This window comes from Kitasatospora sp. NPDC048545, from assembly GCF_040651155.1.
Lineage (GTDB): Bacteria > Actinomycetota > Actinomycetes > Streptomycetales > Streptomycetaceae > Kitasatospora.
Genome location: NZ_JBEZIQ010000023.1, coordinates 72021 through 85564 on the forward strand (window position 1 = coordinate 72021; position 13544 = coordinate 85564).

The window sequence follows — 13544 nt, forward strand, 5'->3', positions numbered from 1 at the left end:
GGCCGCGCGCCGGTTGTCCGCCCCGGGTGGCAGGCTGGGGGGCATGTGCGGCCGCTTCGTCTCCACCACCACGCCCCAGGACCTCGTCTCGCTGCTCGGAGAGCTCCGCTGGGACCCGGCCGAGACCTTCGCGCCCAGCTGGAACGTCGCCCCCACCGACCCGGTGCCGGCCGTGCTGGAGCGCGTCGACCGGGACACCGGCGAGGTGCTGCGCCAACTGCGGCCGCTGCGCTGGGGCCTGGTCCCGTCCTGGTCCAAGGACCCGTCCGGCGGCGCCCGCATGATCAACGCCCGCTCGGAGACCGTCGACACCAAGCCCGCCTTCCGCAAGGCCTTCACCGCCCGCCGCTGCGTCATCCCCGCCGACGGCTACTTCGAGTGGCGCGAGGTGCCCGCCGCAGCCGATCGCAAGACGTACAAGCAGCCGTACTTCCTCAGCACCGGCGGCGTGATGCTGATGGCCGGCCTCTACGAGTTCTGGCGCGACCGCACCCGCGCCGACGACGACCCGCTGGCCTGGCTCGCCACCGCCACCGTCATCACCACCGACGCCACCGACAGCGCCGGCCGCGTCCACGACCGGATGCCGCTCACCATCGCCCCCGACGACGTCCCCGGCTGGCTCTCCCCCGCCCACACCGACCCCGCCGAACTCCACCACCTGCTGCGCCGCCCCGCCGACGGCGACCTGCGCGTGCGTGCCGTCCCCACGACCGTCAACAGCGTCCGCAACAACGGCCCCGAACTGCTGGACACCGCCCCCGACCCGCTGGGCCTCGCGGACTGACGGTCCGACGAGGACGGGCACGCCGGGCCGAGGGGTCCGGGCACGTCCTTCCGTGATCACGGCCGTCAGCGGTCCCCGGCGCGGAGTTCGGTGGTGAGGCGCCGCCGGCCGGCGGCCAGGGTGTCCAGCACGACGGCGAGGCAGACCAGCAGGGCCAGCCCCGCGGTGGGCAGGAGGACGGGGAGCAGGGTCGGGGCGAGGGTGTGGCCGACCTTGGCGCCGACCAGCGTGGAGAGGTCGAAGGCGGGCCCGAGCAGGGCCGTCGCGGTGAGCGCGGCGAGGCAGAGCACCACGACGGCCACGCCCGCGACACCGGCCGGGCCGATCGCGCTCAGGGGCATCGCGGCCCGGTACCGGGCGTCGGCCCGGCCGAGGGTGTCCGGCAGATAGGAGTCGACCCGCAGGTCCGGCCAACCGGTCGCGCCGACCAGCAGCCGGGCGTCGCGTCCGTTCACGAAGGAGGCGACGGTGGTGCGGGTGCGGTACCCGGGGTTGTTCAGGTCGCCCCGGGCGACGGCCCTGGTGCCGCGGGCCGCACCGGGCGGGGACAGTGCCAGGGCCGGGGCGATGCGCGCGGTGAGCGACCGCTGCACGGTGGCGAGTTCGGCGGAGTCGTCGCCGGGGCGGGTGAGGGAGGTGTACCGCAGGCTGGTCTCGTGCAGGCTGCGGTGAGTCACGTAGTCGCGCAGCGCGGCGTCGGCGCCCCGGTCGCGACCCGGGGAAGGGCGGCCGCGAGGAACACGGTGACGAAGGCGAGGGCCGCCGTCAGCAGCGCGGGCGGCAGGTCGGCGCGCACCCGGGTACGGACCCAGCGCGCGGGCCGGGGGGCCGGGCGGCGCTCGGTGTCGGTGGTGGGCACGGCGGTGCCCGCGCGGCCGGTCACATGTCCTCCGGCCCCGTCCGGGCACGATTCGACCACCCGTGGACGTCCGGCGGCGCTCGACGAGAGCCGGCGGCGCTCGGCGCGCGCCGGCGTGGCGGATCACCGGCGGGGGTCGCCGGACAGCGGACGATGCTGTCAGATCCGTTCGGCGACAGGAAGGGACGTGCACGATTCCGCCCGCTTCACCTGCGGCCTTTTCGGGCACGTTTGACGCTGCGGAGGTTCTTCTCCGGTTTTTCGCCGGCCGGTGAACCCGGACGGCGGTCGCATCCGTGGACCGGAGTGGGAGGTGACGTCGGACGTCTCATGAGCGTGGTGACTGGCGGATCGTCAGATCCCTTGCGCCGACGAACCGTCAGATCCACTCCGTGCCCGGTCAGGTGCGCTCGAAGCCGTGGGAGTGCCCGATGACCTCGAAGCCCCGGCGCGCGTACCAGTCCCGGGGCCAGTCGTCGGACTCCGCGATCAGGAAGCGGGTGCCGCAGCCCGCCGCGGCCGCGCGGCGCAGGGCGGCGGCGAGCACGGCGTCGGCGTGGCCGCGCCGCCGGTGTGCCTCGGCGGTCATCAGGTCCTCGATCTGGGCGATCCCCCTGGCGGGTTCGAGGTAGAGGTCGGCCCAGGCGGCCACCGCTCCGTCCCGCGCCCGCGCGCCGAGGAACCGGACGTCCTCGGCGCCTCGCCGGCACGCCTCCCGCCGGTCGACCAGCTGCCGGACCACGTCCTCGCCCGCGTCCGGGAGCACCGCCCGCCAACTCGCCGCGAGCGGCAGGCGGAGCGCCTCCAGGTCGACCTCCTCGACGGCGCCGCCGTCGGCGGCGGGAACCGGGCTCGTGTGCAGCATCACCAGGTAGGTGCTGTGCCGGTACCCCGCCCGCCGGAACGGCTCCACGCACGCCAGCCCGAACTCCCCGTCCAGCACGGCCGCGACGCGGAACGGCCGCTCGCCCATCACCTCGTCGACGAGGCCGGGCAGGGCGGCCGGATCCGTGTCGGTGCCGTCCACGACGACCTGGTTGTTCGACCACGAGCCCGCGAAGCGGTCGTCGAACACGGCGAACCCGCCGGGGAGTTCGACCGTCCGCTCGGCCCGCAGGCGGGCGAACCCGGCCAGGAAGGCGTTGATCCGCTGCAGTTCGTCATCCGGCATGCCGGAACTCTACGGGTTCCCGCCCGGCGGGCCGCAGCCGGCGGTCGACCGGCGTCCGCTCGGCCCCGTCGTCACCCGGGCACTCCCGGCCGGGGTGCCACCGGCCTCCCCAGGGGCAGCAGGTACTGGATCGGCTCCTCCAGGTCGTCCAGGCCGAGGAGTTCGTGGGCGAGGTCGTCCTGGACGCCGCCGAGGGGGGTGGTGCCGAGGCCGTGCGCGCCGGCGGTGAGGAGGAGGTTCTGGGTGAGGTGGCCGGCTTCGAGGAGGCCGAGGCGCAGCGCGCGCAGGCCGTAGCGGCGGCGCAGGCGACCGAGGTCGAGGTAGACGGCGAGGACGGCGGGGGCCTCGTCGATGTCGATCGCGACCGGGTCGGCGGCCGGGCGGGAGGTGTACGAGGAGAGGGCTTTGAGGTCGTCGAGCGCGGGTGGCGGGCCGATGGGGCGCAGGCTGCGGTGTTCCGGCAGGCAGTGGTAGGTGCCGGCGGGCAGGCCGTCGACGGCGAGGGCGATCAGGCGCAGGCGGACGGTGTGCAGGGCGCCCGCGCTGGGGTACGGGCGGTGGCCGGTGCCGGGATTCTCGGCGTGGGCCGGCCACAGCACGCCGCCGAGGGTGGCGGCGGTGAGCGGGCCGGTGAGGGCGCCGCGGGTGGAGCGGCGGGTCTGCAGGGCCTCGGCGAGGGTGACGGCCGGCAGGGGTTCGGCGGGCAGCGGGACGTCGCCCGGCGCGGGCTGCGGGGCCGGGGAGGGTGGCAGGTCGCGCAGCGTGGTGTCCTCGGTGCGGCCGATCTGGAACTTGCTGCGTTCCAGGTACTGGTGGTCCGGGGCGTGGTGGTCGGCGGGGAAGAAGGTGAACGGCTGCCCGGTCTCCAGCAGGGTCCGGGCGGCGAGGCGGCAGACCGCCCGTTCCTCGTCGGGGCCGACGCCGAGCCGGTTGAACAGCATGTGCAGCTGGGAGGCCCAGACCCAGCCGAGCCGCTCCGCGGACGCCCGGACGGCGTGGCCCGGGGCGCTCCGCTCCACGGCCGCGGCGGTCCGCATCCGAGCTGCGGACTCGGCGACGACGGCGGCCCAGTCGCCCAACCAGGTGGCGGCCGTGCCCGCGTCGAGGGCCGTGCGCAGCGCCCGGGCGCGCCCGGCCAGGGCCTGCCGCTGCCGGGCGAACACCGTGTTGACCCGGGTGTGGACGGCAGCGCCGGGCAGCGCCTGGAACTCGGTGACCCAGCGCCAGGACGCGGCGTGGCGGCGCAGCCAGCGGGAGGCTGCGAGTTCGTCGAGGCCGAGGGCGTGCGCGGTGGTGTGGGCGAGGTCGAGGGCGAGCGGCAGACGGGACTCGGGGGCCGCCTGGAGGGCGCGCAGGGCGTGGACGGCGGTGCGGGTGGAGTCGGTGAACAGGTCCTCGGCGATCGGCAGCAGGGCCGGGCCGCCGTAGCGCGCGGTCTCGGGCTCGTACGGGACTTCGGCGACCTCGCCGTGCCGCGCCGCCCAGGGCCCGTCGAGGGGGGTGCGGCGGGTGGCGAGGCGGGTGAGGTCGGCGGCGAGCGTGGCGGGCGGCGGGCCGGCGCTGCGGAGGCGGATCCGCAGGTGGGGGCCGCCCTCGCTGTAGCGGATGAAGAACCAGTCGGTGTCGGGGAGGCCGTCCAGCAGGGGGGCGAGGTCGGCGGTGAGGAAGGCGTCCGCCTCGTGGGCGGGCAGCGGCAGGGCGAGATGCAGGCTGTGCCAGCCGGGGGTGGGGGCGGTCGGCACGGTCGGTGTGTCCTGCACGGTCGTCGCGTCCTTCATGGTCGGAGTGTCCTTCCCGGACGGCTAGGGGAACGGGTGCGGGTGGAGCGGCAGTTCGTCGTGGCGCAGCGGTTCCGGGGTGCGGCCGAGCCGGTGCGGGACCTCCAGCAGGCGCGGCAGGCCCCGGGTACGCCGGTTGACGTGGCCGAAGGTCATCGGCAGCGTGCCGGGGACGATCACCTTGGCGCAGTGCAGGCCGAGCCGGTCGCGGACGCCGGGCTCGTCCTGGGTGACCACGATGACGTCCAGGCCTTCTCCGGCGAGCCGGGCGACGGTCCGCTCCAGCAGGTCGGTCAGGTCGGTGACCGGTGCGGGGGCATCGGGCCGGCGCTCCGTCCAGGGCACCGGGGGCGGTCCGGCGAAGAGGAAGTCCAGCCGGGACCGGGCCTCGGGCAGCGCGTTCAGCCCGACGTGGTCGTCCAGGCCGACGACGAGGTCGGGCCGTTCGAGCATCGGCCGCAGCCGCTGCGGGTCGCGCGGGCCGCCCGGCGCGGTGGAGCGGTGCGGGGCCTCCTGGACGTTGGTGACGACCTCGGCGACGGCGGAGCGGATCGCGGTCAGCGGGTCGTGGTGGGCGCCGGCCGCGAGGAGGGTCCGCGGGGCGTCCGGGTGTCCGCCCTCGTGGCGACAGAGGGCGATCACCGCGGGGATGCCGAGGTCGTTGGTGGCGTCGAGCAGGGTGAGCCGGTAGCCGAGCAGGCGGGCACGGGCGGCGAGGTCGGCGACCTGCGGGTCGTCGGTGGGGACGGCGATGCCGGGCAGCGGGGTGCGGGCGTACCAGGCCATCAGGAAGGCGTCGCGTTCGGCGACCTCGAACAGGCCGTAGAGCGCGGCCTCCTGGGGGCTGTTGCCGAGCCCGCAGCCGTTCGAGGACTCGTAGACCACGCGGGGGCGGTCGCGGTCCGGCAGGTCCCAGTAGGCGACGTGTTCGGGGACGGCGACCGGGCGACGGTGGGTGAGCGACCAGCCGTGGACCCAGTCGAGCACCAGGTCCGGGGTGTACCGGACGGTGGTGGCGGCGGGGTGGCCGGGGTGGTCGGCGTCGGGCAGGCCGAGCCGGACGGGGTCGAGGACCGCACCCGGATCGCTGTCGCCCGCGAGGTCCGCGTAGGAGGCCCGCAGGACGGTCCGGCGTCCGAGCGGCCGCATCCCGGCGTACCGTTCCACGGCCTCGAACAGCGCCACCCGTTCGCTGGCGCGGAAGTCCACCGCCCGGCCGTACCCACCGTCGTCGACCGCCCGGCCGTCGGTCACCCAGGCGGTGGTGAGGGCGAACGCCGAGTCCTCGGTGCGGAACAGCCGGCGGACCGGGCCGAAGCGCTCGTCGTGCAGTTCGGCCCGCAACTGCTCGGCCCCCGTGCGGTCGTTGGGGCCGCGCAGCACCGCCGGGTCGGGCAACGGGCGGGGTGTCGCGGACAGCCGGGCCGACTCCGGGGTGTCGGCGGGCAGCGGACGGCAGACGGGGCAGCCACCGACGGGGCGGACCCGGTGGGTGGACCAGGTGGCCCGGGCGCCGTTGACGAGGTGGACGGTCGCCTCGCTCCCGTCGGACGACTCGGCCAGTTCGGCGGCGAGCGCGGCCACCGCCTCGTCGAAGGCCGGGGTACCGGTGCCCGCGAGCGCCAGGTCGGGGCTCTGCCAGGGCACCCGGCCGCCCGCCGTCGCGAGCCGCTGGTACTCGGTGCAGCCGAGGCACGCCGGGGCGCCGGGGTGCAGCACCGGGCCGACCAGGGTCAGCGCACCGTCCTCGCGCACCGGGACCAGGCGGACGGGACGGGCCAGGGCGTGGCGGCTGAGCTCGACGGCGAGGCCGAGGGTCCACTCGGTGAGGTGGACGACGGCGGTGCCGCCGGTAGTGGCGAGCGCCTGCGCCGGGGTGAGCACCGGGAGGTCGTTCATCGGCCGTCTCCGATCCGGACGAGCACGGTGAACCCGCAGCCGTCGAGGGCGTTGGCGAGCGGGTGGGCCTCGGGGGCGGCGGGCCGCCAGGGGGCGGTCCGCAGGCCGGTCAGCCGTTGGAGGGTGGTGCGCACGTCCGATTCCCGGTCCGCGAGTCCGGCGAGCCAGCGGTCGGTGGAGCCCTCGTCCGTCCAGGCGGCCGGGGCGCGGCCCGCGGCGGCGAGCGGGGCGGCCGCGCCGTCGAGGGCGGTGTGGTGGCCGGCTGCCGGGCCGTGGTCCCCGGCGAGGAGGCGGGTGAGGGCGGCGAGGGCGGCGTGCGCGACCGCGTCGGCGGGGGCGGCCTCCACCGCCCGGCCGCCCTCTACATCGGCCAGGTACGCCCGGTCACTGCCGAATTGACGGACCGTCAGGACCGGCGGGCGGTCGAGGCAGCGGGCCAGCACCTCCCACCAGTGCGCGGCCTGCGGATGCCCGCGCCAGACCGACTCCGGCAGCTCGGACCCGTCCGGGGCGGCGAGGTCGAGGGCGGCCCGGCGCAGGGCCCGGCCGAGCGCGTGGTCCGGGTCGGCGCCGACGACCGTCGCCGTTCCCCCGTCGACGGCGGCCAGGTGCAGTTCGGCGGTCCGGCAGGCGGCGGCCAGCCGGGCGAGGTCCGTCCGGGCCGCACCGGCAGTCAGGGTGCCGGTCGGTGTGCGGCAGGAGACCAGGGCGACGGGCAGCTGCGGAAGGCCCCCGGGGGACGGCGCGTCGAGGACGCCCAGCCGCGGGTCGCCGAGGGCGGTGACCCGGCGCAGCGCCTCGGCGAGGTCCCCGGGTGGTTCGGCGGCGGCGCCCGCGCCCGCCGCCCACGGATGGTGCTCGGCGCGCGGCGGGCGGGCTTCGGCGAGCAGGACGGCGGGGCGGCCGGTGAGCAGGCGTGGGTCGTCGGCGGGCTCGCCCGGGTCGGGCAGGCCGGCGATCGCGCAGAGCAGCCGCTGGGCGCCGGCGGCGGCGAGCAGCGCCGGCAGCGCGGCCGGATGCCCGGTGCCGCGGCCGAGGTCCAGTCGGGCGGCGAGGGCGATCGCGTCCGCCCGGGTGCGGGCCGGGCCGGCGGGCGCGGTGACGAAGCCGCCGTCCGCGCCGCACCGGACAGCGACCGCCATCGGCGGTTCGCCCGCCGAGAGCACCACCTGCCCGGCGGGCAGCCCGGGTTCGGCGACCACCGTGGGCGCCGCCGTCCCGCCCCGGGCGAGCGCACCGGCCACCGCCCGGGCCACCGGGCCGTCCGGGTCGGCGGCGGCCACCACCGGGTGGGCCGCCGCGAGCGCCGCCGCCGCGCCGTCCGGTTCGTCCGCCACTGCGCCGGTCCACGTCGGCAGCCGGGCGCCGTCCGGGTGGTCCACGATCAGGTCGTGCTCGCGCAGCCGGGCGGTGACGGTGGCCAGCGCGGCCGCCACCTTCGGCTCGACGGCGGGCTGGGCCGCCGCGTCCGAACCGGGGGCGAGCCGGGCGGCGAGCAGCTTCCACAGAACCGGAAGGGCGCGGCTGCCCTCCAGGGTGAGGCTGGTGCCGCGTCCGCGCAGGTGCAGGCCGTCCCGCAGCGGGGTCACCGCCACTCCGGGGCGCAGGTGGGGCCGCACGGACGGCTTTTCCGCGGCCGTCACGCGGCGCCCTCCACCGCGGCGATGACCTCGTCCACCCGGTCCTGCCAGCGGTGCCCGGTGAGCGCGGGCACGCTGCGGACCACCAGGTGGGCGGCGAGGTAGCGCTCCACCGGGCGGACGTCGCAGATCGCGAACAGCCGGTACAGGCCGTTGGTGCAGGCCCGGTAGATCAGGTAGTCCGGGCGGGTCCACATGGTGCCTCGGGGGTCCGAGCGGTGCAGCAGCCGGTGGAACTCGCTGTAGCGGGTGCGCAGGTCGAAGTCCCAGCGGGCGGCGGTTTCCGGGTCGCCGATCGTGGCCGCGCGCTCCCGGTACTCCTCACGGCTGCCGCCGAGGTCGGCGCCTGCGGCCAGCTGCCGCTCCGCCATCGTCCAGGCGGTCGCCGACCAGTGCGCCCAGTCCCGTTCCCAGCCGCTCGCCCCGCCGTCGGTGATCCGGCCGACCAGGGCCGTGACGGCGCCGCCGACCTGCTCCCAGCGCCGCTCGAAGTCGGCCCGCAGGCTGCCGTCCTGGTCCTCGTGGACGAGGAAGTCCTCCAGGTGCGACAGCATCGAGTAGTGGCCGCCGATCAGCCCCTCCGGGTGTGCGGCGGCGTGCGCCGCGAGCGCCGCCACCACCAGCTGCACCCGGGCCGCCGACGCGTCGCCGTGCGCGCCGAGGAAGGCGGACCCGGAGCCGATCGCAGGCAGCCCGAGGCGCAGCAACTCATCGCGCAGGTCGGCGGATTCGGTACCGAGCAGGGCGCGGAGGGACTGCTCGGCGGCCGGGTCGACGGGCTCCACCCGGACGGTGTTGTCCGGCACCAGCGGCCCGTACGGCGGCGCCACCAGTTCGACCCGTCCGGCGACGGCAGCCTCGGCCAGCAGCTGCTCGTCCGTCCGGTCGGCGACCGACGGGTGCGCCGCCGTCCACGTCCGCAACGCCTCGGCCGCGCGCTCCGCGGCGACGGCCACCCGAGCGTGCGGGCCGCGCAGTCGCAGCCGCAGGTGCGGGCCGAACCGCCAGTGCCGCTCGATGTGCGCCTGCAGCCCGTCCGCCACCGCCTGCCGGGCCTGCGGCAGCACGGCTTCGCGCAGCGCGCGGGCCTTCATGGGCTGGTAGTAGGTCAGGACCACGTCACAGGCGGTCACGGCGGTCACGGCGGTCACGGCGGTCACGGCGGTCACGGCGGTCACGGCGGTCACGGCGCTCTCCGGGCCGTCGGCGGGGTCACGCATCGGACGTCTCCTCGGCACTGCGGGGCGGAATGGACGGATGGACGGGCGGGACGGGCCGTCGGGCGGTGCCCCCCGGAGCGGCGCGGCGGCGGGCAGGGCGTGGGCCCGACCGTGCCGCTCACCGGTCCCGCTCCCGCGCTTCGCCGGCCCCCGCCCGGCCGGGACGGTAGGTCTCCACGACCGACTCGACCGCCCGGGCCGGCTCCGCCCTCCCGGCGATGGCGGGCAGCGACTCCTCCAGCACCACCCCGTTCGGGTAGCGGGTGAGCCATTTGGCGAGGTGGCTCAGGTGCAGCGGATTGCCGAGGTCGAGGGGTTGGGGCTTGGGGGCGCGCAGGTGGGCCACGAAGGCGTCGGCGGGGGTGCCGGTGGTCGCGGCGGTGGCGGGCACGGGGTGCAGGAAGAGCTGTTCGGGCAGGCCCAGCAGGGCGCGCCAGCGGGCGGTGGCGTCGGCGGGGACCCCGACGGGCCCGGGGTCGGCGGTGAGGTCGGCGCGCAGCGCGTCGAGCACGGCGGTCGGCAGGTGCCAGCGGCGGCGGGCCAGGACGACGTGGCGGTGGCGCAGGCGCGGGGTGCGGGTGACGGTGCCACCGGGTGCGTCGACGGCGGTGCGCGGCAGCAGCGGCCCGAAGTCGACGACGCCGTTGGGATGGTCGGCGAGCAGCGGGGCGAGCCGCTGGGGCAGCATGAGCGGGGCGAGGAAGCCGAGGTAGAGGACGTCCAGCAGTTCGCCGGTGCTCCGGAGGCGGAAGCGGAGCTGGTCGGTGCCGGTGTCGTGGACGAGGTCGAGGTCGGATTCGGCGAGGTTGGTCCACCGCCGGTCGGGGCCGATCTCGTCGGCGAGCAGCAGGGGGTGGAGGTTGGCGTTGAAGCCGCCGACCGGCCGGATCTGGGCCGCGCGGGCGCCCTCGCCGAGGCCGCGGCGGATCTGCCGGGCGATGTCGGCGGCGGCCCTCGGTGCGGTGGCGTCGAGGAAGCGGCTGGTGAAGCGCCCCCAGCCGCCGTAGACGTGGTTGACGCACAGCAGGCCGTCGGCGGCGTCGCACTGGACGAACCAGGAGTAGCTCAGCGGGCGGGCGGCCGTCCAGTCGGGCAGCCGGTCGGCCAGTGCGCGGACCGCCTCGGCGGGGAGGACGAGTTCGCCGTCCCGCTCCGGTGCGGCGGCGAACTCGGCTTGCAGCGCCGCGAGTTCGTCCGGCATGGCCGGGTCGGTCCAGGCCTGTGCGGCGTCGGCACCGAACTCCCACGGGGTGGTGCACACCCCGCCGGTGCCGAAGCGGGCGACGAAGCGGTCGCGGGCCGCCCGGCGCATCAGGTGGCCGCGGTCGAACAGCTCGGCCAGCGCGGTGAGTTCGGCGAACGCGACCCGATCGGCCGCGCTCGGCGAGGGCCGCGGCGGCGCGGGCGCGTGGACGTCCTCGCTGAGGACGGTGAGCGGCGCGGCGTCGGCGGGGACGGGCCGGCCGGCTGCGGCCAGGACCCGGTGCCAGGTGTCGGCGAGCGCGGCCAGCAGAGCCGGCCGCCGATCGCCCGGCGTCTGGGACAACTCCGCAGTGAATAAGCCGAGTTGGTCGATCAGATCGACGATCGGGGTGTCCTCCGGCCACGGCCTCAGCCACTCGGCGAGGCTCCGCAGCGGCTGCGGGTCCTGCGGGTCGACCGGGTCGGTGGGCACCAGCAGGCGGGCGGTGAGGAGTTGGCCGACGAAGCGGTGCACGGCGGGGTCGCCGCCCGGCCGTCCGAGCGCGTCGGCGAGGCGGACGGCGAGCCGCTCCGGGGTGTCCGGGGTGTCGGCGAGCGTAGCGAGGAGCGCGAGTTCGGGCCGGTCGGCCAGTTCGACCTCCTCCTCGCGGGTGACCAGGTAGCGCCCGCCCGCGAACACCACCTCGCTGCGGGCGTAGTGGGCGCGGCCGTCGGTGACACGGGCGGCGGCGGTCATCCGGTGCGGCAGGGTGCGGCTGCGCCGGGGGTCGTCGAGCAGGGCCTGGACGAGCGCGGCGACCAACGTCCGGTTCTCCCGGACGACCGCGTACGGGGGCGCGGCGGGCCCGTTCGGCGTCGTGTCCCCCGAGGACCAGCCGACCGCTGTGAACCAGGAGAGCGGGCTGGTCTTCGCGGTGGCCCGCAGCGCGTGCCGCAGCACGGCGGCCTCCTCCTTGCGGGCCCGCCCGGACCGCTGTCCCGCCGTGCCGGCCTCGCGGGCCGTGGTGGCGACCGCGCGCAGCAGGTCGGCGCTGGTGAGGGCGACGGCGCGGGCGAAGGCGGGGTGGCGGCAGATTTCGGCGAGTCCGGCGCGTTCGGCGGCGAGCGCGGGCGGAACGGCGTCGGCCAGCGCGGCGAGCGCCCGGGCACGCCGCTGCCGCAGGCCCAGCCATGCGGCGAGCCGCGGGACGCGCTGCGGCAGGTCGGCGAGCCGGTCGAGCAGCGCGGGGCGGGGCGGGCGCCCGTTGTGCAGGTCGCGGCGGAGCGGGAGCACGACCCGGCGGTGGAAGTCCTCGTCGTGTCCGGCGCGACTGTCGTACAGGTCGTCGCCGAGGTCCGTTCGCAGGGCCGCCTCCGCGGCCTCGACGGCGGCGAGTTCGGCCAGCAGGCTCCGCGCGGCCGCCGCCGACGCGGACTGTGCGGGCCGGTCGATGACGGTGGCGCGCACCAGGGCATGGGGCGCGGTGTACGCGACCGGCGCCGGCCCGGACTCGGATTCCTGCGCAGGTGCGTCGGCCTGCGTGGATGCTGCGGCCCGGTCGGGCACGACGGCCTGCGTGCGTGCGTCGGCCGGGGCCTCTCGGAGCGCGGGACGCGGCAGGGATCGGTTCGGCATGGCGGCTCCCTCCGACGGGACTTGAGCGACACGGCAGGAACCCGGCGCGTCCGCGCGAACGCGCCGGGTTCAGGGTTGCTGCGCTGGTGGTGCGGGATGGTGCGGAGTCGGTGCGGGGTGCCGATCTCAGAAGGTGTCGAGGACCGGCGGGTGCGGAGCCCCGCAGGAGGACGATCCGCAGGAGGTCGAGCTGGGCCCGCCGGAGGCGCCCGTCTCGGGCAGCGCGACGGTGTCACGCAACGCGGTGACGGTCAGCTCCCCCAGGTCGAGGCTGTCGAGGGCGAGGACGTCGGCGAGTGCGAGCTCGCCCTGGGCGTGGTCAGACATGTGGTCTCCAGAGTTCTCGAACGATCCTTGCCTACCGATGAACTGACGTGGTGTCAGTCGATGGACCGACGAATCGTCAGCCGATCGGGACGACCATGTCCTGCGGCTGGGCGCAGGAGGACGAGCCCTGGCAGGAGCAGGAGCCCCAGGAGGCGCCGTTCTCCGGCAGTGCGACGGTGTCACGCAGGGAGGTGACGGTCAGCTCGCTGAGGTCGAGGTCCTGAAGGTCGAGAGTGATGTCGGACATGGCGTTCTCCCTTGAGGTGGCAGGCGTTCCGGAATGTCCGGGACGCGTCTGCGGAGCGGGTGCTGTGGGATGTGCCGGGCCCCCCGTGGGTGCGTCGAACGCGGATCGAGGGGATCCCGACGTCGCGCCGCCCACTGGCGAGTCTAGGTAGCGGGCACCGGCCGGCGGCACGGCCCGAGGGGACATTGGCCGGTAGTCCGTGCCCCTACGGCTCATCGCCGCCGCCACTACAGCGGCGCTTGAGCGGTCCGCCACCGACCTGCGATGTTCCACCTTGAAGTCTTCCGAACTCCCTTTTACAGATTGGAACTTGATGGCAAAGCGAAGAGCGGGTGCGGCCGGTCCGCACCCGCTCGACCTATTGATCGTTCCGTTGAAGTACGGCAGCGGCCGGGTTCCGCCGGCAGGGATTCGACGGGGGCTGTCGACTCCAGCCGCAGGGGCCGCAAGCGGCGACGGGCTGTCGGTCAGGCCCCTCGACTGGAGCAGACCGCATGGACGGTGAGCGCCTGGGGCGCAGGGCCGGTGTTCTTGACGCTCGCCGACCAGGCGCCCCCGGTGCTCGTGCCGGAAGTCCCGGTGGCAACGGAGCTCTTGATGTCCCAGGAGGAGCCGGCATCCGTTGCGAGGCCGCCGCCGGTGACCGCCGTCCCCGCCGGGCACCGAACACCTGCGGTGGCGAGCTCTCCGGGCTGGACGGCGGCCGAACGAGTCACCGGAAGGATGCCGACCCCTGGGATCGCTCCGGCATCCGCCACACCCGACCCGCGGGGGGCTTCGCTCGTTCAGCCCGTGCCG

General features: G+C 76.4%; 11 protein-coding genes. 1 reads left to right on the forward strand and 10 read right to left on the reverse strand.

What is annotated here, in order from left to right:
- The first annotated feature begins 43 nt into the window (after positions 1–43).
- Complete coding sequence (locus AB0D10_RS22200) at positions 44–787, forward strand: SOS response-associated peptidase (RefSeq protein WP_360259000.1); 744 nt, start codon at positions 44–46, stop codon at positions 785–787.
- Between the two features lie 65 nt (positions 788–852).
- Here the strand turns inward: AB0D10_RS22200 and AB0D10_RS22205 are convergent, their stop codons facing one another.
- The 10 genes from AB0D10_RS22205 to AB0D10_RS22250 all read right to left on the reverse strand — a co-directional run bounded on the left by AB0D10_RS22205 (position 853) and on the right by AB0D10_RS22250 (position 12746).
- Positions 853–1464 (reverse strand): hypothetical protein, encoded by a 612-nt coding sequence (locus AB0D10_RS22205; protein WP_360259002.1) that lies wholly within the window; start codon positions 1462–1464, stop codon positions 853–855.
- A complete protein-coding gene (locus tag AB0D10_RS22210; RefSeq protein ID WP_360259004.1) occupies positions 1461–1670 on the reverse strand; it encodes a hypothetical protein in 210 nt (69 codons plus the stop codon). Before AB0D10_RS22210 ends, AB0D10_RS22205 begins: the two co-directional genes overlap by 4 nt.
- Before the next feature lie 376 nt (positions 1671–2046).
- On the reverse strand, positions 2047–2817 hold the full coding sequence (locus tag AB0D10_RS22215; RefSeq protein ID WP_360259006.1) for a GNAT family N-acetyltransferase: 771 nt from the start codon (positions 2815–2817) through the stop codon (positions 2047–2049).
- A 71-nt stretch (positions 2818–2888) separates the two neighbouring features.
- Positions 2889–4595 (reverse strand): thiopeptide-type bacteriocin biosynthesis protein, encoded by a 1707-nt coding sequence (locus AB0D10_RS22220; RefSeq protein ID WP_360259008.1) that lies wholly within the window; start codon positions 4593–4595, stop codon positions 2889–2891.
- A gap of 24 nt (positions 4596–4619) precedes the next feature.
- Entirely contained in the window at positions 4620–6494 is a 1875-nt protein-coding gene (locus tag AB0D10_RS22225; protein ID WP_360259010.1) for a TOMM precursor leader peptide-binding protein, read from the reverse strand.
- Entirely contained in the window at positions 6491–8137 is a 1647-nt protein-coding gene (locus AB0D10_RS22230) for a hypothetical protein (protein WP_360259012.1), read from the reverse strand. Before AB0D10_RS22230 ends, AB0D10_RS22225 begins: the two co-directional genes overlap by 4 nt.
- Positions 8134–9354, reverse strand: a complete 1221-nt coding sequence (locus AB0D10_RS22235) for a hypothetical protein (protein ID WP_360259015.1) — start codon at positions 9352–9354, stop codon at positions 8134–8136. Before AB0D10_RS22235 ends, AB0D10_RS22230 begins: the two co-directional genes overlap by 4 nt.
- A 118-nt stretch (positions 9355–9472) precedes the next feature.
- Positions 9473–12172 (reverse strand): lantibiotic dehydratase, encoded by a 2700-nt coding sequence (locus tag AB0D10_RS22240; RefSeq protein WP_360259017.1) that lies wholly within the window; start codon positions 12170–12172, stop codon positions 9473–9475.
- Between the two features lie 126 nt (positions 12173–12298).
- Positions 12299–12499, reverse strand: coding sequence for a thiazolylpeptide-type bacteriocin (locus AB0D10_RS22245; RefSeq protein WP_360259019.1), 201 nt, complete (start codon positions 12497–12499; stop codon positions 12299–12301).
- Between the two features lie 76 nt (positions 12500–12575).
- Entirely contained in the window at positions 12576–12746 is a 171-nt protein-coding gene (locus tag AB0D10_RS22250) for a thiazolylpeptide-type bacteriocin (protein WP_360259021.1), read from the reverse strand.
- Positions 12747–13544 lie beyond the last annotated feature (798 nt).

What these genes read in the sequence shown, in the direction of transcription:
- AB0D10_RS22200 (WP_360259000.1), top strand. Translation starts at nt 44, where the DNA reads ATGTGCGGCCGCTTCGTCTCCACCACCACGCCCCAGGACCTCGTCTCG.
- AB0D10_RS22215 (WP_360259006.1), bottom strand. Translation starts at nt 2,817, where the DNA reads ATGCCGGATGACGAACTGCAGCGGATCAACGCCTTCCTGGCCGGGTTC.
- AB0D10_RS22220 (WP_360259008.1), bottom strand. Translation starts at nt 4,595, where the DNA reads ATGAAGGACGCGACGACCGTGCAGGACACACCGACCGTGCCGACCGCC.
- AB0D10_RS22225 (WP_360259010.1), bottom strand. Translation starts at nt 6,494, where the DNA reads ATGAACGACCTCCCGGTGCTCACCCCGGCGCAGGCGCTCGCCACTACC.
- AB0D10_RS22235 (WP_360259015.1), bottom strand. Translation starts at nt 9,354, where the DNA reads ATGCGTGACCCCGCCGACGGCCCGGAGAGCGCCGTGACCGCCGTGACC.
- AB0D10_RS22240 (WP_360259017.1), bottom strand. Translation starts at nt 12,172, where the DNA reads ATGCCGAACCGATCCCTGCCGCGTCCCGCGCTCCGAGAGGCCCCGGCC.
- AB0D10_RS22245 (WP_360259019.1), bottom strand. Translation starts at nt 12,499, where the DNA reads ATGTCTGACCACGCCCAGGGCGAGCTCGCACTCGCCGACGTCCTCGCC.
- AB0D10_RS22250 (WP_360259021.1), bottom strand. Translation starts at nt 12,746, where the DNA reads ATGTCCGACATCACTCTCGACCTTCAGGACCTCGACCTCAGCGAGCTG.